We start from the raw sequence: 24,918 nt of genomic DNA, 5'->3' as shown, positions 1-24,918 counted from the left end.
TTTATTGATGCGCTCCGGGCCGCCGCGTACCGTGCATACCAGCATGCACACGTATTGCAGGCGCATAAAAAACCGGAGACATCGCATGAATTCCCATTGGATATCGATTGGCGCGTTGATAGGCATGTTCGTCCTGGCGACGGCACTGCCCATCAACATGGGCCTGCTGGCCTTTGTCGGGGCCTTCCTGGTCGGCACCCTGGTGGCCGGCATGGGGACCAAGGCCATCATTGGCGGCTTTCCCGCCGACCTGTTTCTGACGCTGGCGGGCATCACCTACCTGTTCGCGCTGGCGCAGAACAACGGAACCATCGACTGGCTGGTCCGCATGGCGGTGCGCGCCGTGCGCGGGCGAATTGCCGCCATACCGTGGATCATGTTCTTCATTGCGGCCCTGCTGACGGCGGTGGGCGCCGTCAGCCCTGCGGCCGTGGCCATCATCGCGCCCATTGCCCTGGGCTTTGCCGCCAAGTACGGCATCAATCCGCTGATGATGGGTCTGCTGGTGATCCATGGCGCGCAGGGTGGCGGCTTCTCGCCCATCAGCATCTACGGCGGCATCACCAACAAGATCGTGGCCAAGGCGGGCCTGCCGCTCAACGAGATGGCGACCATGCTGGCCAGCATGGGGGTCAACCTGGCCGTGGCCGTGCTGCTGTTCTTCCTGATGGGCGGCGCCCGGCTGATGCGCATGAAGGCCGATGCCGATGGCAGCGTGCCCGCCACGCCGCGCGTCTCGCATGCCCAGGGCGGCGCCCAGGTGTATGGCGACGCCGAAGGCGAGGCCCTGTCCGAGGAGCGCAACACGGCTGCACGCTCCAGCGACTCGCTGATGCGCGCCGCCCCTGAACAGGACGCCGCCCCGCAATCGCGCAGCTACCAGGTGGCCACCGTGGTCGGCCTGCTGGCGCTCGCGGTCCTCACCCTGTTCTTCAAGCAGGACATCGGCTTTGTCTCCATCACCATCGGCCTGGTGCTGACGCTGATGGCGCCCAACCTGCAAAAGCGCGCGCTGGGCCAGGTGTCCTGGCCCGAGATCATGCTCATCGTGGGTGTCAGCACCTATGTGGGCGTGATGGACAAGATGGGCACCATCGACTTCGTAGGCCACAGCGTGGCGCAGCTGACCTCGCCCCTGGTGGCGGCCTTGCTGCTGTGCTTCGTGGGCGCCGTGGTGTCGGCCTTCGCCTCCTCGACGGCGGTGCTGGGCTCGCTGATTCCGCTGGCCGTGCCTTTCCTGCAGGGCGGCTCCGATGTGAGCGCCGTCGGCTTCATCGCGGCCATGGCCGTGTCCTCGACCATCGTGGATGTCAGCCCCTTCTCGACCAACGGCGCCCTCGTCCTGGCCAATGCCAAGGGCGTGGACCGCGACCGATTCTTCCGCCAGCTGATGGTCTACGGCGGCCTTGTCACCCTGGTGGCGCCGCTGCTCGTGTGGCTGCTGTTCGTGGTCCTCTAGCCAGGCACTTCGACCGGGACGCCCGCCCCCTGCCCCCTCCATGTCACGCCAACCCCTGATATCCCATGACTGACCCCTCCTGGAACCTCAAAGCCGGGGAGCGCGCCGCCAGGCTGGCGCGCGCCCGGGCCGCCCTCGGGCCGCGCCTGGCCGGCAAGCGCGTCGATGCCGGCGCCATCACCGAGCTGCTGCACGCCGTGCTGGCGCCCGGCGACCGCGTCTGCCTCGAAGGCAACAACCAGAAGCAGGCCGACTTCCTGGCCGGCGCCCTGGTCCAGCTCGATCCGCAGCAGGTGCACGACCTGCACATGGTGCAGTCGGTGCTGGCGCTGCCGGAGCACCTGGATGTGTTTGAAAACGGCATCGCGCGGCGGCTGGACTTCAGCTTCTCCGGCCCGCAAGGGGCGCGGCTGGCCAAGCTGGTCTCGGCCCGGCAGCTGGAGATCGGGGCCATCCACACCTACCTGGAGCTGTTCGCGCGCTACTTCGTGGACCTGACGCCCAAGGTGGCCCTGGTGGCGGCCCACGCGGCCGATGCCCAGGGCAACCTGTACACCGGCCCCAACACCGAGGACACGCCGGCCATCGTCGAGGCCACGGCCTTTTCGGGCGGCATCGTCATCGCCCAGGTCAACGAGATGGTGGATGGCACCACCACGGCGCTGCCGCGCGTGGACATTCCCTCGGACTGGGTGCATTTCGTCGTGCAGGCGCCCCGGCCCAACGTCATCGAGCCGCTGTTCACGCGCGACCCGGCCCAGATCAGCGAAATCCAGGTGCTGATGGCCATGATGGCCATCAAGGGCATCTACGCCGAGTACGAGGTCCAGCGCCTGAACCATGGCATCGGCTTCGACACGGCGGCCATCGAGCTGCTGCTGCCGACCTATGGCGAATCGCTGGGGCTGAAGGGCCGCATTGCGCGGCACTGGGCGCTGAACCCGCATCCGGCGCTGATACCGGCCATTGAGGCCGGCTGGGTGGAGTCCATCCATTCGTTCGGCTCCGAGCTGGGCATGGAGGACTACATCCGGGCGCGCTCGGACGTGTTCTTCACCGGCGCCGACGGCAGCCTGCGCAGCAACCGCGCCTTCTGCCAGGCGGCGGGCCACTATGCCTGCGACCTGTTCATCGGCTCGACGCTGCAGATCGACCTGGACGGCAACAGCTCCACCGCGACGCTGGGGCGCATTGCCGGCTTCGGCGGCGCCCCCAACATGGGCGCGGACGCGCGCGGCCGGCGCCATGCCAGCGCCGCCTGGCTCAAGGCCGGGCGCGAGGCGCGGGCGGGCCGCAGCGGCGCGGCAGGCACGCCGCGCGGGCAAAAGCTGGTGGTGCAGATGGTGGAGACCTTCCGCGAGCACATGCAGCCCGCCTTCGTGGAGCGGCTCGATGCCTGGACGCTGCAGGAGCAGGCCGGCATGGACCTGCCGCCCATCATGATCTACGGCGAGGACGTGACCCACATCCTGACGGAGGAAGGCATTGCCAACCTGCTGCTGTGCCGCAGCGATGAAGAGCGCGAGCAGGCCATCCGCGGCGTGGCCGGCTACACGGCCGTGGGCCTGGCGCGCGACCGTCGCATGGTGGAGAACCTGCGCGACCGCGGGGTGATCCGCCGTCCGCAGGACCTGGGCATCGACCCGCGCCAGGCCACGCGCAATCTGCTGGCCGCGCGCAGCATGCGCGATCTGGCCCAGGCCTCGGGCGGGCTGTACCAGCCTCCCCGCCGATTCAGGAACTGGTAGGAGAGACGATATGAGCGAGATACCCGCAGGGCTGGAGTCCCTGAGCTATTGCTTCGCAGGCGGCCGGCCGGCCGGCGCCTTTGCCCCCGTCCTGGTCGGCGTGGTCGGCTCGGGCAACCTGGAGGTGATGCTGGAGAGCACGGGCGGCGATGGCTGCGAAGTGCAGGTGCAGACCTCGGCACACGGCTTCGGCGCCATCTGGCAGGCCGTGGTGGAGGATTTCCGCGAGCGCCACCCCGTGGGCGGCGTGCGCGTGTCCATCAACGACATGGGGGCCACGCCGGCCGTGGTCAGCCTGCGGCTGGACCAGGCCCTGGCCGAACTGCAGGGAGGCCAGCCATGATCAGCTACGCGGAATGCACGGCGCGCGAGCGCCTGGCGAAGCTGCTGGATGCCGCCAGCTTCCATGAATGGCTGCCGCCCTCCGAGCGGCTGACCAGCCCGCATCTGGCACAGCTGGGCGTGCCCAGCGCCTTTGACGACGGCGTGGCCATCGGCCGGGGCCTGCTGGGCGGGCGCACGGTGTTCGTGGCCGCGCAGGAGGGCGAATTCATGGGTGGCGGCGTGGGCGAGGTGCATGGCGCCAAGCTCGTGGGCCTGCTGCGCCGCGCCCTGCTGGAGCGGCCCGCGGCCGTGCTGCTGCTGGCCGAGTCGGGCGGCGTTCGGCTGCATGAGGCCAATGCCGGGCTGATCGCGGTGTCGGAGGTCATGCGCGCCCTGCTGGACGTGCGCGCCTCGGGCATCCCTGTGGTGGTCCTCATCGGCGGGGCCAACGGCTGCTTCGGCGGCATGGGCATCGTGGCGCGCTGCGCCGACCAGGTGGTGATGAGCGACATCGGCCGCCTGGCCATGTCGGGACCGGAGGTGATCGAGGCCTCGCACGGCGTCGATGAATTCGATGCGCGCGACCGCGCCCTGGTCTGGCGCACCACGGGCGGCAAGCACCGCTGGCTGTGCGGCGACTGCGATGCGCTGGTGGCCGACGATGTCGAGGCCTTCCGCGCCGCCGCCATCGCCGCGCTGGACCACTCCCGTCCGGTGAGTCTTGAAGGGCTGCTGCAGGAGCATGCGCTGCTGCGCGCGCGGCTGGACACCCTGGACGCCCTCAAGGCGGGCAGCGCCATCGGCCCGCAGGACGAGGCCATGCGCCTGTGGCAGGCCCTGGGCGTGCCCGACGCCTGGCGCGTGCCCGACCTGGACGCCGCCGCCGTGCGTGCCTTGCGCACGACGCCCGCCACGGGCATTTCACAGGAGTAGCCGCCATGCAATGGAACACACTTGCCGAGCACCTGTTCGGCCCGGGCCACCAGATCCACGCCAACGGCGATTTCCTCGAAGGCCACGCCGTGTTCGATGGCCAGACCCTCGCCATCGTCGGCACCACGGGCCACGCGCCCATCGGCGTGCGGCTGGCCCTGGCCCAGGCCCGCGTGGTGCTGGAGACGGTCGGCGCGCACCCTGGCCGCCCCATCGTGCTGCTGATCGACACGCAGGGCCAGCAACTGCGCCGCCATGACGAGCTGCTGGGCATCAACCGCGCCATGGCCCACCTGGGCACCTGCATCGACCTGGCACGGCGCCGGGGCCACCGCGTCATCGGCCTGGTCTATGACCAGGCGCTGTCGGGCGGCTTCATCACCTCGGGCCTGATCGCCGATGCCTGCTACGCCCTGCCCGAGGCCGAGATCCGCGTGATGCGCATCCCCGCCATGTCGCGCATCACCAAGCTGCCCGAGTCCCTGCTCAATGCCCTGTCCGAGTCCAACCCGGTGTTCGCCCCCGGCGTGGGCAACTACGTGGCCATGGGCGGCGTGCGCGGCCTGTGGCAAGGCGACCTGCAGGCGGCGCTGCGCGACGCCCTGGCCCACAGCCCGCGCGAGGACATGCGCGCCCTGGACGGCGCCGAGCGCGGCGGCCGCAAGCTGGCCGCCGAGGTGGTGCAGCGCGTCCTGGCCGCTGGATGAAGGCAGGCCGCAGCATGCTGGACACCCTGCACCGCCACCAGCTGGTGGACCTGGGCCCGCAGGCCTGGGCGGACCTGCTGGAACGCCCCCGGGATGCGCAGGCGCGCGAGATCCTCACGCACTGGCGCGACCATGCACTGCCGCTGGTGGTCGCGCGGCAGTCGGCCGAGCATGCCGCCGCCGGCCTGATGGCGCTGGGCCTGCCTGCGCCCGGGCGCTGGCAGCGGCGGCGCATGGGCTTCGATGTGGCGCGCGGCGCGGCCATCGGCACCCGCGAATTTCCCTCGCTGGACGAGCTGATGGCCTCGCCCCTGGCGGTGTCCGGCGCCCTGCAGCAGGCGCTGGACTCCTTGCAGCAGCGATTGCATACGGCCGGGGCGACGGGCTTTGTCTTCGGCAGCCACGGGTGGCAGTGCATCACGGGCCTGCCCTATCTGCGGCCCGGCTCGGACATCGACCTCTGGGTTCCGGTCGATGGCGCCGAACAGGGCGATCGGCTGGCCCGCCTGCTGCAGGCCATGCCGCAGGAAGGCCCGCGCGTGGATGCCGAGCTGGTGTTTCCCGGCGGCTGGGCCGTGGCCTGGCGCGAATGGGCCGCCTGGCGTGCAGGCGGGGTGCGATCAGTCCTGGTCAAGGGCCTGCACGGGGTGGCACTGCGTGAAGACCATGAATGGTGTGCGTCGGCTGCGGCGCCTGGAGTTCCTGCATGAAATCTGCCCTTCTCCACCCTGCCCGGGCCTTGCCATCGACCGGGCATATCGGCCGAGCGGCCACGCTGGCCCTCTACGACGAGCTGTCGCTGACGCCCAAGCCCGGCCTGGTGACCCTGGTGGACCGCGGCAGCCATGACGACATGGATGCCCACAGCTTCATGCGCAGCCTGTTCGCGCTGCGCAGCTACTTCCCCAAAATGGCCCAGGCGGGCAGCCAGGGCGCATCGTTTCCCGTGCTGGAGCGCCTGGGCATCGAGGCGGAGCAGCGCATGCTGGCCGCCACCGGCGGCATCAACACCCACCGTGGCGCCGTCTTCATGCTGGGCCTGCTGTGCGCGGCCGGCGGCGCGGTGCTGGCCGAGCAGGCCTGCATTCCCGGCGCTGCATGGCTGCGCGAGGCCCTGTGCCGCCACTGGGGGGAGGCGCTGCACCAGCGCAGCCTGCGGGCCTCCGCCCTGCCCGGCGGCATCGCCGCGCGCCGCCACGGCCTGCGGGGTGCATCGCAGGAGGCGGCCCTGGGTTTCCCCGTCCTGTTCGAGACCGCCGTGCCGGCGCTGGCCAGAGCGCATGCCAGCGGGCTGCCCGCTCCTTTGGCGCGGCTGGAGGCTCTGTTCCACATCATGGCGGTGCTGGACGACTGCAACCTGGCCCACCGCGCGGGCATGCAGGGGCTGCGCCATGGCCAGGATGCCGCGCGCCGCTTTCTCCAGGCCGGCGGCTGCGCGCATCCCGAAGGCCTGTCCAGGGCGCAGGCCATTTGCGACGATTTCGTGGCGCGCCGCCTTTCACCGGGCGGCGCGGCCGATACCCTGGCGGCGGCCTGCTGGGTGCTGCGTGTCTGCGAGCGGCCATGAGCTTTGCACTGCTGTTTTCGGGCCAGGGTACGCAGCATCCCGCCATGCTCCCCTGGCTGGCGGACGATGCATGGACACAGGCAGTCTGCGAACAGCTGCAGGTTGCGCACTGGCGCGACAGGTTGGCCGATGCGCCGTGGGCCGAGTCCAACGCCGTGGCCCAGCCGCTGCTGGCGGGCCTGGCCATGGCCGCGTGGATGCAGCTGTCCCCGCAACTGCCCGCGCCTTCGGCCGTGGCGGGCTACAGCGTGGGGGAACTGCCCGCATTCGGTGCCGCGGGCGCGCTGGATGCCTGCGACATCGTTGCCCTGGCCGCGCGCCGCGCGGCGGCCATGGACCGCTGCTCGCAGCAGATGCCCGGCGGCGGACTGCTGGCCGTCAGCGGCCTGCCGCCCGCACGCATGGCCGCCTTGCTGGAGACGACCGGGCTGGCCGTGGCCATACGCAACGGCCCCGAGAACCTCATCCTGGGCGGCCCCCATGCGGCGCTGGAGCAGGCGCAGGCGCTGGCGGCCCGCCAGGGCGCGCATGCCACCCGGCTGCGCGTGCAGGTGGCTTCCCACACCCCGTGGATGCGACAGGCCGCACAGGCCTTCGCAAAGGACCTGGGCCAGGTGGCCGTGCACGCGCCCGCCGTGGCGCTGTTCAGCAACACGGCCCGGCGGGTGCGTGACGCCGCAGGCGCCCGGACGGCGCTGTCAGAGCAGATAGCGGGCACGGTGCACTGGGACGACTGCATGGACAGCGTTGCCGCACGCCAGGTGCGCTGCGTTCTGGAAATCGGCCCCGGCCAGGCGCTGGCACGCCTGTGGAACCAGCGCCATCCGGACATTCCGGCCCGCTCCTGCGACGACTTCCGCAGCGCGGCGGCCATTGCCAGCTGGATAGGCCGGCACTGCGGGGACTGACGCCCCGGGGCCTTTCGCCTGAGCCTTTGCGCCGAAGCCTTTGCGCCGGAGTTTTTTTGCGCCGGCTTCGTGCCACCTTGATTTCTAGACCCAGGAGACAACCACCATGAGCCAAGACCTTGCACCGTCCCTTGCACCGTCCTATCCCCCATCTGCAGAGCTGGCCCGCAATGCGCGCGTGAGCGGGCGCGCCGCCTATGACCGGCTCGTCGCGGAGGCGGACGCCGATCCCCAGGCGTTCTGGGGCCGGCTCGCACGCGAGTTCGTCGCGTGGAAGCGCCCGTTCACGCGAGTGCTCGATGAAAGCCGCGCCCCGTTCTACGAATGGTTCAATGACGGCACGCTCAACGCCAGCTGGAACTGCCTGGAGCGCAACATCCAGCGGGGGCTGGGCGAGCGCACGGCCCTCATCTTCGAAGCCGATGACGGCGCGGTGACGCAGGTGACCTATGCGCAGCTTCTTGTCCGGGTCAATCGCCTGGCCAACGCCCTGCGCAGCCTGGGTGTCGGCAAGGGCGACCGCGTCGTCATCTACATGGCCATGTCGATTGACGGCGTGGCCGCCATGCAGGCCTGTGCACGCATAGGCGCCATTCACTGCGTGGTGTTCGGCGGCTTCTCCGCCACGGCGCTGCGCGACCGCATTGCGGACACGGGGGCCTGCGCCGTCATCACGGCAGACCAGCAAGTGCGGGGAGGACGGCAATTGCCCCTCAAGAGCATCGTGGACGAGGCCCTGGCCCAGCCCGGCTGCGAGCAGGTCCGCCACGTGCTGGTGGCACGGCGCACGGGCGGCGCCATCGCCATGCACCAGCCCCGGGACCTGTGGCTTGAAGAAATCACTGCAGCCCAGAGCGATGTCTGCGAACCGGAATGGGTGCAGGCCGAGCATCCGCTGTTCCTGCTCTACACCTCGGGCTCCACCGGAACCCCCAAGGGCGTCCAGCACGCCACGGGAGGCTATCTGCTGCATGCCGCCGTGACCTGCGCCTGGACCTTCGACCTGCAGCCCTGCGATGTCTTCTGGTGTACGGCGGACATCGGATGGGTGACCGGCCATACCTATATCGCCTACGGCCCGCTGGCGCTGGGCGCCACGCAGGTGGTGTTCGAGGGCGTGCCCACCTACCCGGACGCGGGACGCTTCTGGAAAATGATCGAGGCCCATGGGGTGACGGTCTTCTACACGGCGCCCACGGCCATTCGCTCGCTGATCAAGGCCGCCGACGCCGATGCGCAGGTGCATCCCGCGCGCTACGACCTGGGCAGCCTGCGCATCCTGGGGTCCGTGGGCGAGCCGATCAATCCCGCCGCCTGGCACTGGTACCACGAGCAGGTGGGCGGGGGCCGCTGCCCCATCGTCGATACGTTCTGGCAGACGGAGACGGGCGGGCACATGATCACGCCGCTGCCCGGAGCCACGGACCTGGTGCCCGGCTCCTGCACGCTGGCCTTCCCGGGCATTGCCGCCGCCGTGGTGGACGAGGCCGGCAACGAGCTGCCCTGGGGCGACAGCGGCATCCTGGTGATCAAGCGCCCCTGGCCCTCCATGATCAGGAACATCTGGGGCCATCCCGAGCGGTTTGTCGCCAGCTACTTTCCCGAAGAATTCAAGGGCCGCTACTACCTGGCGGGAGACGGCGCGGTCCGCGATGCGCGCACCGGCTACTTCACCATCACCGGCCGCATCGACGATGTGCTCAACGTCAGCGGCCACCGCATGGGCACGATGGAGATCGAGTCCGCCCTGGTGGCCATGACCGACCTGGTGGCGGAGGCCGCCGTCGTGGGGCGGCCCGATGACACAACAGGAGAGGCCATATGCGCCTTCGTCGTCCTCAAGCGTTCGCGGCCCAGCGGCGCCGAGGCGGCAGACATCGCCCGGCTGCTGCGGGAGTGGGTGGCCAAGGAGATCGGGCCGATCGCCAAGCCCAGGGACATCCGGTTCGGAGACAACCTGCCCAAGACCCGCAGCGGCAAGATCATGCGGCGATTGCTGCGCAGCATTGCACGCGGCGAGCCCATCGTGCAGGACACCTCCACCCTGGAGAACCCGGCGATCCTGGAGCAGCTGTCACAGGCCTGCTGAAGACCAGGCTGCAATCCACAAGCGATGCAGCCCTGTCAGGCTGCGAGGCCTGCAAGGCAGCCCGCCCGTTCAAGCTCCCAGATGTTGGAAAGCAGCTGCCGGGCACGTCCCTCGCCGGCGACGGGCGCGGCAAGCTCGATGAACTTGTCCTCCAGCTCCCCATCCGACAACGGCAGCTCGGGATCGCCCTTGCGGTCCGGCTGGAACCAGCCATGGCAGCGGCCATCCCTGGTGACGATCTCCACGCGCGCCGATCTCTTGCCAGGGAAGGCCCGGTCGATCTGCGGGTCCACGGCCACCTGGACGCGCTCGAGCATCGCGCGCACGGCAGGATCGGCCAGGCGCTCCGGGGTGTACGCCGAAAGCCGCACGCTGCCATGGACCAGGGCCGTGGCCACCACGAAACGAAGACTGAAGCGGGCTTCGTTTTCCGTCGCAGGATCGGTGTAGCAGGCGATATCCAGGGCCGGGCCATAGGTGGCCACGGCCACGCTGCAGATGTCGTCCGCCCGCAGGGCATGCTGGCTGCGCAAGGCCAGCGCGGCGTCGATGGCGGCGAACGCATGGCCGCAGCCGACGTGGTTCTTGAAGGTGAGCCGGGTGATGTGGAAGTCGCTGCCCAGCGTCGCACCGATGTCTGACCAGTCGGGTCCGTCGCTGACTGCGCGGCCCAGGCCCAGTTCTCCATCCAGCACGTCCAGCGATCCCGTCACCCCCTGGTGCGCAAGCTGCGCGGCCAGCAGGCCGGCCTCCGCTGCGCGCCCGGCATGCAGGGGCTTGGACATCGAATCCATGCGAAATGCCTGCTGCAACCCGGCAGAGAAGGTGGCCGCCGTGGCCAGTGCATGGGCGAATTGCCCTGCATCCAGCCGCAGCGCATACCCTGCGGCAGCCGCTGCCCCGAAGACGCCCACGGTGCCGGTGTTGTGCCAGAAGCGGTAGTGGGCCCGGCCCAGGGTCACGCCGATGCGGGTGGAGACCTCATAGCCCAGCACCACGGCACGCAGGAAGTCCAGGCCCCTCGCCCCTGCCTGCTGGCTTGCCGCCAACGCCGCCGCAATGGTTGCGGCCCCGGGGTGGTACATGGCATCGCGGAAGCTGTCGTCCACCTCGGCGGCATGGGCCGCCGAACCGTTGAACAGTGCCGCCGCCCGCGCCGTGGCCATGCGGCCGTTTCCAAGCCGGCAGGAGCCGCGGTCCAGGTCCTCGGCAAGCACCTGCTCCAACTGTGCAAGAGGGGCCGCGCCCAGCCCCGGGAACAAAGCGGCATACCAGTCGATCACGGCACGCTTGGCATGGTGGATGACGGTTTCGGGAAGCTCGGTACGGTGGTATCGAGCGGCAAACTGCCCGAACACTTCGGTCGCATGCATGTGTGGTTTCCTTGGATTGGCCCTCAATGAGGCCGTCTTTTTCTGGAAGAAATGTGCAGTACCTGGCACCCTCAGGCCAGAACCAGCACACCATCGGCAGCGCACACGCCCTGGCCCTGCGGCAGCACGAACACCGGGTTGATCTCCGCCTCGATCACGCGGTCGCCCAGTTCGGCGGCCATCGCAGAGAACGCGACGATGGCATCGGCCAAGGCATCGACATCCGCCTTGGGGCGGCCACGAAAGCCGTCCAGCAGCGGCCAGGTCTTGAGCTCCCTGGCCATGTCCAGCGCTTCTGAGCGGCTCAGCACACCCAGTTGTGTCCCATCGTCCGGCAGCAGGCGCAGCGTGGTGTCCTGGAACAATTCGGCCGCAACGCCCCCCATGCCCAGCATCACGGCGGTGCCCAGCGCATCCTTGTGCAGGCCAAGAATCAGCTCGGTGCCACCGGCCACCATCTGCTGCACCAGGAACCGGTCCGGGCGCACGCCCGCCCTGGCCTGCACGTCGGCCACCATCGCGCCCAACCGGGCACCTATGGTTTGCGCCGTCAGGCCGACGGCGACACCGCCCACATCGCTCTTGTGCGTGATCCGGGACGAAAGGATCTTGAGCACCACCCGGCCGCCCAGTTCGCGCGCGGCGGCTTCGGCCTCTTCGGCGGTGCGCACCACACGCTCGGCCGCGCACGGCACGCCGAAACGGCGGAAAACGGCCTTGGCCTGCGCTTCATCGAGGCAGCCAACGGGCAGGTCCAGTTCCTGCAGGGTGTCCTTGCCGACGACCGGCTCGGAAGGCGCACCCTGGAAGCCGTTGACGTGCAGCATGCCCGCCAGCGCGGCCGTGCAGCTTTCCGCCGCAGCGAAGGCCGGCACGCCGCGTTGCGTGAGCAGCGCGCCGATCTCCGGCGCATGCGGGCTGACGTAGGCCAGCACCGGCTTGTCGGAGTGGGGCAGGCAGTCCTGGATGGCACCGGCCAGCAGCTCGGGCATGGCCAGGCTGGAGGAGCCGACGATGATCACCAGCGCGTCGTAGCTCGGGCTTGCCAGCAAGGCATGGATGGCGCCGCGCAGCAGGTCGGGACGCAGGCCCGCCAGGGTCACGTCGATGGGGTTGCGGTCCAGCACGGCCTCGCTGCCGGTCTGCAGCGCGCGCAGTGCATCGGCGGTCGCCTGGTCAGGGGCCGGCGTGTCGAATCCGGCCACGCCCAGATCGTCCGACACCAGGGTGCCCGCACCGCCGGTGGACGTCAGGATGGCGATGCGCCTGCCGCGCAGCCTGCGGCCCGTGGCCAGCGCAGCGGGCACGTCCAGCAGGTCGGCAAAGCTTTGCGCACGGATCACGCCGACCTGCCGGAACAGCGCGTCGTACATGCGATCCGCTCCGGCCATGGCGCCCGTGTGCGATACGGCAGCCTTGGCGCCGGCCTCGGAGCGGCCGATCTTGAAGGCCACCACGGGCTTGCCGGCACGCGCGGCCTTCAGGCAGGCGGCACGGAACCTGGCGGGATGGCGCACCGTCTCCACATACAGCGCGATCACCTTGGTGGCCGGGTCATCGGCCAGGTGGTCTATGAAGTCGGCCAGTTCCAGATCGACTTCGTTGCTGGTGGAGATGAGCTTGGACAGGCCGATGCCACGCGCGGCGGCGCGCGACAGCAGCGAGCCCAGGATGCCGCCGCTTTGCGAGACGACGCCGATGCCTCCGACGGGGAACTCGTCCATCTCCAGCGCGCCCGAGGGAGACAACACGATCCGGTCGGTCAGGTTGACCAGCCCGATGGTGTTGGGCCCCAGCAGGCGCATGCTGCCCGCCGCCTCGATCAGCTGCCGCTGGCGGTGCGCCCCGTCCTCGCCCGTTTCCGTATAGCCGCTGGCCAGCACGATGGCTGCCGCGCAGCCCAGCGCCGCCAGCTCCCTGACGGCCTGGTGCGCACGCTCGGCGCCCAGCAGCACCACGGCCACATCAGGCACTTCAGGCAACGAGGCCACATCGGGATAGCAGGCCAGATCGCCAATGCGCTCCACGCGCGGATTGACGGGAAGAATGCGGCCGGCAAACCCGTGCTTTTGCAGGTAGGCCACCGGGCGGCCCGTGGTCTTTTTCAGGTCGGCGGAGGCGCCTATGACGGCGACGCTGCGCGGCGACAGCAGCTTGGCAATGGCTTCGCTCATGGCATCACTCCTTGCCGGCCGTCTTGGCCAGGAAGGCCTCCACCGATGCGCGGTGTTCACTGCTGGTGTAGCAGATGCCCTGGGCCTGGCTGCCCTGGGCGAAGACATCGTGCGAAGACAGCTCGAAGCTCTGGTTCAGGATGGTCTTGGTCAATGCCAGCGCGGTGGAAGAAGCCGAGGACAGCTCGCGCGCCCAGGCCTGGGCGTCTGCCACCAAGGTCTCGGCACTGGCCTGGCGGTCCACGATGCCCAGGGCCAGGGCTTCCGGCAGCTTGACCTGGCGCCCCGTGAAGATCAGCTCCTTGGCCTTGGCCAGGCCCACGCGGCGCGGCAGGAAGTACATGCCGCCGCCGTCCGGGATGATGCCGCGCAGCACATAGCTCCACGCGAAGCTGGCCCATTCGCTGGCGATCACGAAGTCGCAGGCCAGCGCCGTGTCCGCCCCCAGGCCCGACGCTGCGCCGTTGACGGCGGCGATCACGGGCTTGGGCATGGTGTGCAGCAGGGCCTGGACATGGTGCACGCGCTGCTGGCGCTGCCAGCCGTTGAAGCCCACCTCGCCCGCAGGAGCATTCATGCGCCTTTGCATTCCGGCAATGTCCCCGCCTGCGCAAAATCCCTTGCCCGCGCCCGTCAGCACCAGGGCCTTGATGGCCTTGTCTGCCGCCACGCGCTCCAGGGCATCGATGAACTCGGTGCGCATGTCGTCACTCATGGCGTTGCGCTTGTCGGGGCGGTTCAGGGTCAGGGTCGCCACCGCGTCGGCGACATTCAGTAGGATCAGTTCGTAGTTCATGGCGTGCTCTGAAAGCGATCGCAGGCCGTGCGATCAATCGGGATGGATGTTGTTTTGCTTGACGATCTGCGCCCAGCGCTTTTCCTCGGCCTGCACATAGGTGTCCAGTTCCGCCGCAGGTCCGGCATTGACCATCAGGCCCTCGTGCTCCAGCTTGCGAACGAACTCCGGCGATCGGGCCGCCTTGCGGGCTGCGGCGTTCAGGCGATCGATCACGGCGGCGGGTGTGGCTGCCGGCGCGTACAGGCCGTACCAGCTCTCGACGCGGTAGCCCGGGACGGTGACGGCGATGGGTGGCACGTTCTTGAAGGCCGCAGACGGCTCGGCCGTGGTGACACCCAGCACGCGCAGCTTGCCGTTGTCGATGAAGGTGGATACCGCCGCCGCCGTGGCGAACATCATGTCCACCTGCCCGCCCATGAGATCGGTGAGCGCCGGGCCTGCGCCGCGGTAGGGCACATGGGTGAGCCGGACCTTGGCAAGGTTGGCAAACAGCTCGCCCGCCAGATGCGCCGAAGTCCCGGCGCCCTGCGAGGCATAGGTCAGCTTGTCGGGACTGGCCTTGGCGGCGGCCATCACGTCCGCCACCGTCTTGTACGGGCTGGCGGCGGGCACCACCAGCACGTTGGGGCCGCGGCCGATCAGGATCACCGGGGCAAAGGCCTTGTTGCTCCCGTACGGCAGCTTGGCCTGCAACGCCGGATTGACGGCGTGCGCGAACGAAGCCACGACCACGGAGTAACCGTCCGGCGCACTCTTGGCAACGTTGTCGGTGCCGATGATCGTGCCGGCACCGGGCTTGTTGTCCACGATGACGGGCTGGCCCAGGTCCTTGGCCATCTCGGCCCCCAGCGTGCGGGCGATCAGGTCCGTTCCACCGCCTGGCGCAAAGGGCACGACGAGGCGCACGGGCTTTTCCGGGAAGGCTGCAGATGCTGCGCTGCAGACGGTCGCGAGCACGGCAATGAACGCAATGGCCCTTGCACAACGGCGGGCGGCGAAACTGGGCATGGTGTGTCTCCTGGTTCTATGGACAGAGGTCCGGTCACTGCGCCAGCGTTGCGATGACGTTGGCGACTGGCTTGTGAAAGCTTAGGGAAACGCACCGCGCTTGTGACCCCCCATGTTCCAACCAGTGAAATTCCAAAGCAGGCGCGCCAGAGCCTGCGGCTGCATTTCCCTTGCATTCGGTGGAATACTTGGCTTCCATCAGGCGCCCGTACCCGGGCAGGAAGAACACAGCTTTCGACACCGGGGCAAGCGCGTCCTCCCACCAGCGGCAGCAGCATGACGAACAGGCGATCCCCCATCCTCCATGACAAGCCGGGACAGTCCCCGAGCAACCGCTCCCTGGAAAGAGGCGTCGAAATACTCCGTGCGTTCAGGCCCGGCTCGGAACTGCTGGGCAACAGCGACCTGGCGGAACGCACCGGCCTGTCCAAGGCCACGGTCACCCGGCTGACGCAGACCCTGGTGGGCTGCGGCATGCTGCAGGCCGACCACCCGAGCCGGGCCTTTCGCCTGGCCCCGGCGGTCCTGAGCCTGGCGCACGCCATGCGCACGGGCTCGACGGTGCTGTCGATTGCGGCGCCCCTGATGCGCACACTCGCCGAGACACGCAGGATCAACGTGGGCCTGGCATGTCCCGACAGGGACGAGATGGTCTACCTGGAATCCATCCGCTACAACCGCCGGATCGTGCTCAGGCATGTGGTCTCGGGCCAGCGCGTTCCCATGGAACTGACATCACTGGGGCGCGCCTACCTGGCAGCGGCGCCATCGGCCAGGCGCAAGGCCTTGCTCGACAGCTTCAGGCTCAAGAGGGGCGCCCAATGGCCTGCGCTGGAGCAGCAGATCCAGGCGGCGATCAAGTCCGTGAAAAGCCAAGGCTTCTGCGCCGCATCGTGGCAGCCGGAAGTGGTTGCGCTGGCCACGCCGCTGGTGACACCCGATGCCATCTATGTACTGAACTGCAGCGTCTCCACCACGGAGCCTTTGCCGACCATCGTGCAGGAGCTGCACCCGGCCTTGCTGCAACTGGGCCGGCAGATTGAAAGCCTGCTGGAAAAACTGTAATTGTCGAGTCTCTTCGAGGCTTGAACCTTGAATCAAGGTAGATCAACCACTTGGCTTACCTCGAGCAGCATAGTTTTGAACTCCCGGATCGCTCAGTTTTGAACTTCACCAGAAGTTTTTCACTAAGTTTTGAATTCTTCCTTCACCGAATACTGACGTCAGTCTTTTCGTTCTCGTCGATAGCGCTTGGCTTTACCTGGTAGTGGTGCGGCAGCTCTACGCTCGCAAGTCATGGCGCAGAGCGCAGCCGGCGGCATGTATGTATGCGAGCCCGAAGACATAGAAACGTTGCCATTGACATTGCAGCAATGTTGCAGGATGATTTCCAAACAATTTCGGAGGGCATCCATGACACGCGACATCGCCGTTGGAAAATACATCGCCACCCTGCGCGAGCAGGCGAGACTGAAGCAAGCCGAACTCGCACGCAAGCTCACCTGGAGCCCCGCCGTACTGTCCCGCGTCGAGAGCGGTGAGCGCACGCTCGGCGGCGACGAGCTGGCTACGATCCTCAACGGCATCGGCACTCCCGAAGCTCTCAAACTACAGGAAATGCTCGCCCGTGAATGGAAGATCCTTTCTGAACCTCCGCTCGGCGACCCGGATGCCGACCTCCTATGGAGCGCTGAGCAGACGGCCCAACAGGTTCATGACCTGGCCGAGCGGCCGGACGTCAAGCAGTTCTTCGAGCGCCGCCTGGTACGTTATCAGGACGAGCTGAAAACAGCCGCCGCGCGCGTGGCCGACAAACGCTTCCGCGCCGCCTTCATCGGCACCATCGCCGTCGGCAAGTCGACAGCAATCTGCAGTGCGCAGGGCCTCGAGATTTCGACGGGAAAGGGCTTGCCAAAAGCGGTGCTTGAGACCGGCACCGGGCGCATCACGCTTTGCGAGGTTCACGTCCGGCAGGGTCCAGGCTACGGCCTGATGGTCGAGCCCTGCAGCGATGACGAAATCCGCCGCCACGTTTCTGACTTTGCGAGTTTCCTGCTCCGACCGACGCAACCGGTGCCGCAGGATGACGACGAAAGTGAATCCGCTTCACCTGGCGTGTCCGGCGAGATTGAGCGCGCCATCCGCAATATGGCAGGCCTGCGCCGCCGCCGAGCGGAGCGGAAGCAGGACGGCACGGTCGTGCCCGCCAGCGACGAAGCCCGGGCGCTGGCAGCAACGCTGACAGACTCGAAGGCGCTCGCGGTCGAAATCCTCTCGCGCATGGAGCTGCACCGGCGCGCAGAGCGCGATATGTGGCACAGCGCCGACAGCGGCACAAACCCGCTGGAGTGGCTACAGGACGCGTTCGAGCGCATCAACAACGGCCGCCACTCGGATTTCACGCTGCCCCGGCGCATTGAACTATTCGTACCGCAGACCATCCTGCAGGAGAGTGAGGTCGATCTCACTCTGATCGACACGCGCGGCATCGATGAGTTGGCGGAGCGTCGCGACCTTGAGCAGCACTTTGACGACCCGCATACAGTCGTCGTGCTGTGCAGCCGGTTCGATGAAACCCCAGCTCTGCCGGTCCGGCAGCTGCTGACGCGCGCTAGGGAGGCCGGGGTACGCACCCTGGAGAGCCACGCAGCGATCCTGGCGCTGCCGCGGCCGGGCGAGGCGACGATGGTCAAGGAAAACGGCGTCTTGGTCCAGGACGCGGCGGAAGGTCGCGAGGTCAAGGGCTTCGAGGCTGCAGATCGTCTCCAGCAACTCGGCGTTGGCACAATACCGATCGAGTTCTTCAACGCATCGGAGGATGACCCGGAGGATCTACGCAGCTTCGTCTGCAGGCGTATCCGCGTAGTCCGGCAGTGGCAGCGCGACGCCTTGGAGGAGATCATTTCGGGAGCGCAGGCGCTGCTAGAAAACCATGAACGGGCCCAGGCCCGCGAGGCGATGCAGGCCGCAGCGCGCAGACTGCAAACTTGGCTCGAAAACAATGCCGCGCTGCCCAAGAGCACAACGCGGCACGTGCATGACAGCCTCGTCAAGGCGGTCGAGGCCGCCCATCCGCGGACGGTCTACGCTGCCATCGTGCGCGACGGGGATTGGTTGAACCTGCACTACGGGCATCAATTGAGTCACGGCGCACGCCGGCTCGCCGCAATTCTCACAGAGCCGAAGCTAAACGAGTTTCGGGCGATTGCGAACAACCTGCTCCAGGACGATCAGTTCGCCGACGCACACGGCCTCGTGCATCAGACCATCAGGTCCGTGGAGGCCGGCTTTGACGCAGTGATCCGCAAGGCCCAACTGGTCGGCGAAAGTGTGCACGCCGACGAGATGCGAGGGGACTCCGACTTCTGGCGCGATTGCAGCAGCCAGTGGGGTCTGGGGAAAGGCTATCGGGAGCGAATCAATGTGCGCAATCATGACTGGTTTTGCGTCAAGCACGATGGCGAGGCGGATGCGCGAGTGCTGGCCGCGGTTACAGAGGCCTGGGACGACGCGATGGCATCGGTGCGCCATCTGCTGATCCAAGGCTGAACCCGGGCGGCCGTTGCCGTTCGCCTAGTTGGCAGCAGTCCCTCGCGCCAAACAAATCTTCAGTCCGCACTGTAATCCGCAGCAGTCGTTGAAGCCTTAGGCTGAGTGTCCGAAATCAGTTCTGGGGCCGCCGGTAGCGGCTTTGGGGCGAAAGACTGCTGACGGCGGTGGATTCAACCGGTCAACGCAACACACTCATCAAACATTTCAGCAGGTGTGCTGAACCCCAGTGTCTTCCTGGGACGTTGGTTCAATTGCCTTGCAATCGCATCCAGTCCTTCCTGCGAGTAGCCTGACAGATCAAGCCCTTTGGGGAGGTACTGCCTGAGCAACCCGTTCGTGTTCTCGTTGGTACCCCGCTGCCATGGATGGTGCGGGTCACAGAAGTAGACCTGGATGTCGGTCGCCAACGTGAAGCGCTTGTGCCCTGCCATTTCCGAGCCGCGATCCCAAGTCAAGGAGCGGTAGAGCTCATGCGGCAGGCTCCTGGCATGCCTGGCCAGGGCCGCAGCCACGGTGTACGAGTCTTTGTCCACCAGCTTGATCAGCATCACATAACGCGTGTGTCGCTCCACCAAGGTCGCGATCTGGCTATGGGCATCGCCGAACAGCAAGTCTCCCTCCCAATGCCCCGGCACGGCTCGGTCCTCAATGCAGGCTGGGCGTTCAGCGATGGGAACGGCATCGACGATTCGGCCATGAATGCTGGTCTTCTGCGTGTAGTGCCGTGAACGACGCATGCCTCTGGTGCGCCGCAGATGCTCGAGAAGTTCCTTCTTCAAGGCACCCCGCGTCTGGACAAAGAGCGTGCGATAGATGGCTTCATGCGACAGCTGCAAGTCCCTTTCCCCCGGGTAAGTCTGTTTAAGCCATCCTGCGATCTGTTCCGGCGACCATTGATGCTGCAGTTTGCCCGCTACGATCTGTGCCAGGGCTGGATTGCTCGCCAGCTTGCAAGGCTTGTGGCGGTGTGCACGCTCCCAGGCAGCTTCGTCGGCCCGAGCAGCCCTGTAGCAAGTCTTGCCACCGTTGCGGTGAAGCTCACGGCTGACGGTGGATGCGGCTCGACCCAAGCGTGCAGCCACGCAGTGAATGGATTCGCCCACTGCCAGAGCTCGCGAGATCTCCTCGCGCTGAGTGAGGGTCAGTGCCAATCGGGACCGATGGCGCGCTGGCGAGCGGATTCCGCCGGTTGCGGCCAGGATGTTCTGAATGGAGGTATGTGGTCGATCGAACAGCTTGCCGATCTGGTGCAGGGTATCGCCCTTGCTCCAGCGATCCCACATCATCGCTTTCTGTACTTCGGTGTAGTAGATCCGAGGTCTTTGCTGCATGGCCAGCACTCCTTGCGCCAGGTGCAGTCATTGTGTTGCATCGACCGGTTGAATTCGCAGCCAGGAGCGGCCGATTGATTCCACCGCTAACTGGTCATCCAGGCGGCGGCTTCACGACGGGAAGCGGACACTGAGGGGCTAATGCACGCCTGGACGGTACCTGTGGTCATCATGCATAGCCACGCGTCGATCCGGACGTTATGATCGATCATGCGATATTGCGCCTGCGTTCGCAGCATGGGCATCATTCATTAAAATTGCTGTACAACGATATAACAAATATGGGCCATCTAGACGCAGTTTCGGCAGACAAAACCTCACTCGGCTTTGAATTCCAGGATCTAGTGTTTATCGAAAAACTCCTGGAACTCAAGCCTGGCGAATCACTGGGGCTCGAAGTCTTAGATGACATCCACCTCGAGACGATATCCAGCAAGTTCCTCCTGTATCAGGTCAAGCATAGCCTGTCCGGAGGCAACATCACTGATCGTGACTGCGACCTGTGGAAAACGCTCGCCAACTGGCTTAAAGCGTTACCCGAACTGCCGCAGCACGGCGAGGTCGGTTTTCGAATATATACGAATAAGGCGTTGAACAGCCAGACACTTATCAGTCTGCTCAAGGCACCCAAAAAAGACATCGAAGCGATCATCACGCATATTCGTGAGACACACCATGACATCGCTGCTACAGACGCGCAGAAAGCCCCCGAGGCATCTCCCAATCCAATCGCGGGCTACGCCAGGGCACTGGCGCAAGCATCCGATGTCGACCTGTGCTTTCTTTTCGAACGCTTCGAGTTCCATGCGGACAACAGCGGGATCCTCGCACGAATCGACTCGCTCCTGACCTACCTCTCAGTGCCGGATAGCCGGCTCCTAGCGACCCGCCAAGCCTTGATCGGGGCTTTCAAGGAGTACAAGTTCAAGACCATCTGTGCCAACGAGAAGGTTAGCATTTCCTTCGATGATTTCCGAAAACGGATGGGATTCAGGCTGATTCTGACGGCCGCGAGGACTGACGAAGCAAATTTTGAGGAGTTTGTGGATCGCCATTATTCTTATCGCCGTCCGCAAGAACTGTCCTTCTTGAACAGTAAGTTCCAGGCGCAGCTTGCCGCGCTCAATATCGCATCCGAAGAAATCATCGATCGCGGCATTGAGATGAAGGTCGCCGAAGACTTCATCGAGGAACTGTGCGACCGCGGACTTTTTGGGCAAGTTGAAAATCTTCGGCTGGAAAACAGCGCGCACGGTATCTGGACAGAGATCCATCGGGATACTCACCGCGATGCGCATGCCGACGAGGCAGCACACCGCCAAGCGGCTTATGCCTGCTACAAGCAAACCATCAAGGAGTCGCTGACTGCCAATAAAAATTCGCTGCCGATCGCCATGAGCCGTGGCAAGTTCATTAGCCTGTCGGATCAGCCGAGAATCGGCTGGACGAAGGACTGGGAGGCGAAATTCAAATCATGAGTACCCTGTCCACCAACGAATTGCTCGGTGCAGTTGCACTGCAGACAGCTCTGCAGTACGCACCAGACAGGCGACTCCCGCTCTCCAAAGCGTTCCTCGTCTTGCCTCTCCTGTTCGACCGCAGCATTCGCAAAATACTCAAGGATCAGCGCAGCGCCATCGTGAGTTGCAAGGATCTAATCCTGTCGCACCCCGAAGCTTTCACCACCGTCAGCGCACGCTTCAGCGATCTGTCTCTGACCTCACTCAACACTATATTGCTTGCCTGCGAGATGGGCATGACCCAGCTGGTTAACAGTGAAATTGTGCTTGAGAAAGTCTTTTTCGACGATAACAAGCCGGCACGCGTCGGCAAGACTGCCAGTGACATCATGGGCGCCGGTCCGCACCTGGCCACACTATTGCGGGAGCCAGCCGTTGATCTGTATCAAACCTTTCGGATAGCGCTGTGAGCAACATTCAGATATCGAACATTCTCCTTTGGCAGAAAGACCAGCAGTTCAGAAATCTGGAATTTCGACACAACCACGTCAACGTAATTACCGGTGATGCGGGCAAGGGAAAATCGTCCATCCTGTTCATCATCGATTATTGCCTGCTGGCCAGTGAAACCAAGGGTATATCCAAGACCAATATCGATTCCAAGGTCGACTGGTATGGCATCAGGCTTACCATCGACGGCAAGGAACTGGTCATCGCCCGCCCTTCGGAGGCGCAACAGGACAGAGATCGCGCCTACTTCAGTGAGGATGGAATCATCCCAGAGCGGCCGACACCGAATATCCGTATCGATAACCTCAAGCGGGTCCTCAACAAGGCTTTCGGGATCGATCCCGAGTTGAAGGTTCCTTACGGCGGCAAGTTCATACAGGCTGGTCAGAAGGTCTCGTTTCGCAACTTCCTGGCGCATTGTTATCAGGATCAGACGACCATCATCGCCCCAGATTATCTGTACATTCGTCCAAGTGATGGCCGATACCAGGAAGGGATCGAACGGACTTTTCGCATGGCCATCGGTGCAGAGAACGTCAAGACAGCGCTCGCGCGCAGTCAACTGGCTGACCTCGAACGCAAGAAGGCCGCGCAAGCGAGAAAGCAGGGGATTTATGACAAGGCGGTCCACGCGTTCTCCGACGAGCTTGAGCAGCTCGGCCGGGAAGCCATGTCTTTTGGCCTAGTCGACAACTTCCCGGATACGCCTACGGAACAGATCAATGCACTCCGGCTAGCGCTCGACATGGCCGATATCTTGCCAGCACAACTCTATGAAGAAGATCGAATTGAGGCCGAGATTTTTGAGCTACGCACGAAGAACCGCCGGTTGGTGGCTTTCGTCGAAAACGGAGACCACCATAAAGGTGCGCTCCGGAACATGGCCGATGCGCTTAAACCGGCCAGCATATTCGACGCCGATTTAGAGCAGGTGTTTCCGTCGTTCCTGGCCCATCAGGTGGTTTCGCGCCTTCAGAGGGAACTGAACGATATTCAGCGAACTATCCGCAGCCGCGACACCTTCCCCTTTCTCAAGGAGGTGCAAACGCTGATCGATGATAACGAAAGGCGCATCGTCGATCTACGTGCTAGACAGGCGGAATTACAGCAAAGTCAGGCGATGCGCCGGAGTCCGCAGACCTACCATCGGTATCTTGGCCGGCTCGAGTCGAAGCTTGAGCTCTACGCCAGACGCGACGACTTGCGCCAACCAGTTATCAACGACGACCTCGATGCGCCGATCCGAGAACTGCAGGAAGCAGTCGACGCTAACCTGCAGAAGACTGCCCACACCAAGGAAGAACTCAACCGACGCATCAACGCACGTTTGACGCGGCTGAAACTCAAGGGTTACGAGGGCTTTTTCGCGCATCTTGCCGAGCGGGAACGCCTGATCACCCTGTACTCCCCGGATCTCTCGCAGACAGAGAAAATGCCGGACATTGGCAGTGCGTCGAACTACCTCTACCTACATGTCGCCTATTTTCTTGCACTGCACGAGATCGCCAAGCTTCAGCGCGTACCCTGGATGCCATCGTTCTTGGTGCTGGACCAACCCAGTACGCCGTATTGGACCGACGGAAAGCCGACCGACGATATCGTCAGCCTTGACGTCGTGCTAAGCGAACTCAACGGCTTCGTCAAGGAAATGGACGCGCATGGAGGCTTTCAAATCATCGTGCTGGAACATATCGAAGAGACTCATTGGACAGGCCTGGGGTTGGAACGATTCCACCTAGTTGATCGTGAACTGCGCGAGGATTATGGATTGATCCTACGCAGACCCGCCTCTCCAGCGAAGGAATAGTTGTCTTGGTCAAGCCGGTGAGCGGCACCAAACCGCTCACTACGAATACGACCGACCTCTTCGTGGCGCAACATCCCGAAGCGAGCTGAACATGGTTAGTCGCGCGCTCAACTAAGAGTGGCTAACACCACTGCCCCAGAGGGTCCGTCAGAGTGGTTATGCTCAATGCCCTCATAGCACGACGACCGGTAAGCAAAGAACTGAACCGCCCCGGTTTTCGCAGATGCTCAACACTCTGAGAGGATTGAGCCACGAGCAAATCGAACAAGTTCTCGCCCGAGGTCCGTGAGCGTCCGGGGAGGATGGTTCGGGAGCACCGTGGGGAATACCCGTCGCTGTGAGCGACCATCGAGTCCATCGCTCTCAAGATTGGCTGCGTGCCGCAGACCCTGAACGAATGGGTCAAGCGCGCCGAGGTCGATGCCGGCGCGCGTGAAGGCATCACGACCGGCGAGACGCAGCGGATGAGGGAACTGGAGCGTGAGAACAAGGAACTACGCGGGGCCAACGAGATATTGAACGTTTTTCGCCCAGGCGGAGCTCGACTGGCAAGCCCCCTACGCCGACTGAAGTCGTAAAGGCTTTCATCGACCAGCACCGCCACGCCTTCGGGGTCAAGCCGCTCTGCAAGGTTCTGCAGGTTGCTCCGTCGGCATATCGGCGGCATGCCGCGCTGCTGCGCGAGCCCCACAGGCGCTGTGCCCGAGCCAAACGCGAAGAACTACTGCTGATGCCGCAAATTCAGCGCGTCTGGCGGGCCAACATGCAGGTCTAAGGTGCCGATAAGGTGTGGCGACAGATGGCACGCGAAGGCGTCGTCGTGGCCCGCTGCACAGTCGAGCGGTTGATGCGCAGCATGGGACTGCGCGGCGTGACGCGCGGCAAGGTCGTGCGTACCACCATCGGCGATGCCAAGGCCCCATGCCCACTGGGCCGGATGAACCGGCAGTTTCTTGTCGAGCGGCCCAACCAGCTATGGGTCAGCGACTTCACGTACGTCTCTACTTGGCAGGGCTGGTTGTCCACGAAGCACTGCTGAAATTGGCGGCAGCGATCATCTGCACACGCTTCGTGGATCGGTGGTGTTAGCCAGTCTTAATGGAAGGACAAGGTGCCCGTGCCACGCCGCTCAATGTGCCCCGCCTACTTCTTTTGAATTGCACGTTGTG

The 24,918-nt window shown here is 65.3% G+C and carries 19 protein-coding genes, 1 pseudogene and 1 other annotated feature; of the genes and pseudogenes, 15 read left to right on the top strand and 5 right to left on the bottom strand.

Going from position 1 to position 24,918, the window contains the following annotated elements:
* Positions 1 to 85: 85 nt before the first annotated feature.
* The 9 genes from DACI_RS08805 (at position 86) to acs (ending at position 9,735) form a co-directional block, all read left to right on the top strand.
* Entirely contained in the window at positions 86 to 1,459 is a 1,374-nt protein-coding gene (locus tag DACI_RS08805) for an SLC13 family permease (protein ID WP_012203696.1), read from the top strand.
* 65 nt (positions 1,460 to 1,524) lie between these two features.
* Entirely contained in the window at positions 1,525 to 3,207 is a 1,683-nt protein-coding gene (gene mdcA / locus DACI_RS08800) for a malonate decarboxylase subunit alpha (RefSeq protein ID WP_012203695.1), read from the top strand.
* A 10-nt stretch (positions 3,208 to 3,217) separates the two neighbouring features.
* Positions 3,218 to 3,550, top strand: a complete 333-nt coding sequence (gene mdcC / locus DACI_RS08795) for a malonate decarboxylase acyl carrier protein (RefSeq protein ID WP_012203694.1) — start codon at positions 3,218 to 3,220, stop codon at positions 3,548 to 3,550.
* Positions 3,547 to 4,464: a biotin-independent malonate decarboxylase subunit beta gene (locus DACI_RS08790; RefSeq protein WP_012203693.1), complete on the top strand. Its 918-nt coding sequence runs from the start codon at positions 3,547 to 3,549 to the stop codon at positions 4,462 to 4,464. The genes mdcC and DACI_RS08790 overlap by 4 nt, the downstream gene beginning before the upstream one ends.
* A gap of 5 nt (positions 4,465 to 4,469) precedes the next feature.
* Positions 4,470 to 5,171: a biotin-independent malonate decarboxylase subunit gamma gene (locus tag DACI_RS08785; RefSeq protein ID WP_012203692.1), complete on the top strand. Its 702-nt coding sequence runs from the start codon at positions 4,470 to 4,472 to the stop codon at positions 5,169 to 5,171.
* 14 nt (positions 5,172 to 5,185) lie between these two features.
* Positions 5,186 to 5,881 (top strand): malonate decarboxylase holo-[acyl-carrier-protein] synthase, encoded by a 696-nt coding sequence (gene mdcG / locus DACI_RS08780; protein ID WP_225971063.1) that lies wholly within the window; start codon positions 5,186 to 5,188, stop codon positions 5,879 to 5,881.
* Positions 5,878 to 6,738, top strand: a complete 861-nt coding sequence (gene mdcB / locus DACI_RS08775; protein ID WP_012203690.1) for a triphosphoribosyl-dephospho-CoA synthase MdcB — start codon at positions 5,878 to 5,880, stop codon at positions 6,736 to 6,738. Before mdcG ends, mdcB begins: the two co-directional genes overlap by 4 nt.
* The gene (locus tag DACI_RS08770) at positions 6,735 to 7,646 is read left to right on the top strand and encodes an acyltransferase domain-containing protein (protein WP_012203689.1); all 912 of its coding nucleotides are present in this window, start codon (positions 6,735 to 6,737) and stop codon (positions 7,644 to 7,646) included. Before mdcB ends, DACI_RS08770 begins: the two co-directional genes overlap by 4 nt.
* Before the next feature lie 106 nt (positions 7,647 to 7,752).
* A complete protein-coding gene (acs, locus tag DACI_RS08765; protein WP_012203688.1) occupies positions 7,753 to 9,735 on the top strand; it encodes an acetate--CoA ligase in 1,983 nt (660 codons plus the stop codon).
* 35 nt (positions 9,736 to 9,770) lie between these two features.
* On the opposite strand, the gene DACI_RS08760 is transcribed toward acs, so the two are convergent.
* The 4 genes from DACI_RS08760 to DACI_RS08745 all read right to left on the bottom strand — a co-directional run bounded on the left by DACI_RS08760 (position 9,771) and on the right by DACI_RS08745 (position 15,089).
* Positions 9,771 to 11,108, bottom strand: coding sequence for an MmgE/PrpD family protein (locus tag DACI_RS08760; protein WP_012203687.1), 1,338 nt, complete (start codon positions 11,106 to 11,108; stop codon positions 9,771 to 9,773).
* A 71-nt stretch (positions 11,109 to 11,179) separates the two neighbouring features.
* Positions 11,180 to 13,282: an acetate--CoA ligase family protein gene (locus DACI_RS08755; RefSeq protein WP_012203686.1), complete on the bottom strand. Its 2,103-nt coding sequence runs from the start codon at positions 13,280 to 13,282 to the stop codon at positions 11,180 to 11,182.
* A gap of 4 nt (positions 13,283 to 13,286) precedes the next feature.
* Entirely contained in the window at positions 13,287 to 14,078 is a 792-nt protein-coding gene (locus DACI_RS08750; RefSeq protein ID WP_012203685.1) for an enoyl-CoA hydratase/isomerase family protein, read from the bottom strand.
* Positions 14,079 to 14,111: 33 nt separating this feature from the next.
* Positions 14,112 to 15,089 carry a tripartite tricarboxylate transporter substrate binding protein gene (locus DACI_RS08745; RefSeq protein WP_012203684.1) on the bottom strand — a complete coding sequence of 326 codons (978 nt, stop codon included), beginning with the start codon at positions 15,087 to 15,089 and terminating at the stop codon, positions 14,112 to 14,114.
* 276 nt (positions 15,090 to 15,365) lie between these two features.
* On the opposite strand from DACI_RS08745, the gene DACI_RS08740 reads away from it, so the two are divergent.
* Entirely contained in the window at positions 15,366 to 16,154 is a 789-nt protein-coding gene (locus DACI_RS08740; RefSeq protein ID WP_012203683.1) for an IclR family transcriptional regulator, read from the top strand.
* A 348-nt stretch (positions 16,155 to 16,502) separates the two neighbouring features.
* A complete protein-coding gene (locus DACI_RS08735) occupies positions 16,503 to 18,638 on the top strand; it encodes a helix-turn-helix domain-containing protein (RefSeq protein ID WP_012203682.1) in 2,136 nt (711 codons plus the stop codon).
* Positions 18,639 to 18,811: 173 nt separating this feature from the next.
* Here the strand turns inward: DACI_RS08735 and DACI_RS08730 are convergent, their stop codons facing one another.
* Positions 18,812 to 19,972: an IS30 family transposase gene (locus DACI_RS08730; protein ID WP_012203681.1), complete on the bottom strand. Its 1,161-nt coding sequence runs from the start codon at positions 19,970 to 19,972 to the stop codon at positions 18,812 to 18,814.
* A 200-nt stretch (positions 19,973 to 20,172) separates the two neighbouring features.
* On the opposite strand from DACI_RS08730, the gene DACI_RS08725 reads away from it, so the two are divergent.
* The 4 genes and pseudogenes from DACI_RS08725 to DACI_RS31090 form a co-directional block, all read left to right on the top strand.
* A complete protein-coding gene (locus DACI_RS08725; RefSeq protein WP_012203680.1) occupies positions 20,173 to 21,450 on the top strand; it encodes a hypothetical protein in 1,278 nt (425 codons plus the stop codon).
* Complete coding sequence (locus DACI_RS08720; protein WP_012203679.1) at positions 21,447 to 21,902, top strand: three component ABC system middle component; 456 nt, start codon at positions 21,447 to 21,449, stop codon at positions 21,900 to 21,902. The genes DACI_RS08725 and DACI_RS08720 overlap by 4 nt, the downstream gene beginning before the upstream one ends.
* Positions 21,899 to 23,749, top strand: coding sequence for a DUF3732 domain-containing protein (locus DACI_RS08715; protein WP_012203678.1), 1,851 nt, complete (start codon positions 21,899 to 21,901; stop codon positions 23,747 to 23,749). Before DACI_RS08720 ends, DACI_RS08715 begins: the two co-directional genes overlap by 4 nt.
* 302 nt (positions 23,750 to 24,051) lie before the next feature.
* Positions 24,052 to 24,770: pseudogene (locus tag DACI_RS31090) on the top strand (IS3 family transposase); the annotation flags it as partial.
* Positions 24,268 to 24,398, top strand: a sequence feature (AL1L pseudoknot). (Overlaps the previous pseudogene by 131 nt.)
* Positions 24,771 to 24,918 lie beyond the last annotated feature (148 nt).

Source organism: Delftia acidovorans SPH-1 (assembly GCF_000018665.1).
Lineage (GTDB): Bacteria > Pseudomonadota > Gammaproteobacteria > Burkholderiales > Burkholderiaceae_C > Comamonas > Comamonas acidovorans.
The sequence above is the reverse complement of the archived record's forward strand: the minus strand, read 5'-3'. Positions and strand labels throughout refer to the sequence as shown.

Bases quoted from the DNA above. Each gene is read 5' to 3' on its own strand.
- DACI_RS08805 (WP_012203696.1), top strand. From the start codon at position 86: ATGAATTCCCATTGGATATCGATTGGCGCGTTGATAGGCATGTTCGTC.
- mdcA (WP_012203695.1), top strand. From the start codon at position 1,525: ATGACTGACCCCTCCTGGAACCTCAAAGCCGGGGAGCGCGCCGCCAGG.
- mdcC (WP_012203694.1), top strand. From the start codon at position 3,218: ATGAGCGAGATACCCGCAGGGCTGGAGTCCCTGAGCTATTGCTTCGCA.
- DACI_RS08790 (WP_012203693.1), top strand. From the start codon at position 3,547: ATGATCAGCTACGCGGAATGCACGGCGCGCGAGCGCCTGGCGAAGCTG.
- DACI_RS08785 (WP_012203692.1), top strand. From the start codon at position 4,470: ATGCAATGGAACACACTTGCCGAGCACCTGTTCGGCCCGGGCCACCAG.
- mdcG (WP_225971063.1), top strand. From the start codon at position 5,186: ATGCTGGACACCCTGCACCGCCACCAGCTGGTGGACCTGGGCCCGCAG.
- mdcB (WP_012203690.1), top strand. From the start codon at position 5,878: ATGAAATCTGCCCTTCTCCACCCTGCCCGGGCCTTGCCATCGACCGGG.
- DACI_RS08770 (WP_012203689.1), top strand. From the start codon at position 6,735: ATGAGCTTTGCACTGCTGTTTTCGGGCCAGGGTACGCAGCATCCCGCC.
- acs (WP_012203688.1), top strand. From the start codon at position 7,753: ATGAGCCAAGACCTTGCACCGTCCCTTGCACCGTCCTATCCCCCATCT.
- DACI_RS08760 (WP_012203687.1), bottom strand. From the start codon at position 11,108: ATGCATGCGACCGAAGTGTTCGGGCAGTTTGCCGCTCGATACCACCGT.
- DACI_RS08755 (WP_012203686.1), bottom strand. From the start codon at position 13,282: ATGAGCGAAGCCATTGCCAAGCTGCTGTCGCCGCGCAGCGTCGCCGTC.
- DACI_RS08750 (WP_012203685.1), bottom strand. From the start codon at position 14,078: ATGAACTACGAACTGATCCTACTGAATGTCGCCGACGCGGTGGCGACC.
- DACI_RS08745 (WP_012203684.1), bottom strand. From the start codon at position 15,089: ATGCCCAGTTTCGCCGCCCGCCGTTGTGCAAGGGCCATTGCGTTCATT.
- DACI_RS08740 (WP_012203683.1), top strand. From the start codon at position 15,366: ATGACGAACAGGCGATCCCCCATCCTCCATGACAAGCCGGGACAGTCC.
- DACI_RS08735 (WP_012203682.1), top strand. From the start codon at position 16,503: ATGACACGCGACATCGCCGTTGGAAAATACATCGCCACCCTGCGCGAG.
- DACI_RS08730 (WP_012203681.1), bottom strand. From the start codon at position 19,972: ATGCAGCAAAGACCTCGGATCTACTACACCGAAGTACAGAAAGCGATG.
- DACI_RS08725 (WP_012203680.1), top strand. From the start codon at position 20,173: ATGATCGATCATGCGATATTGCGCCTGCGTTCGCAGCATGGGCATCAT.
- DACI_RS08720 (WP_012203679.1), top strand. From the start codon at position 21,447: ATGAGTACCCTGTCCACCAACGAATTGCTCGGTGCAGTTGCACTGCAG.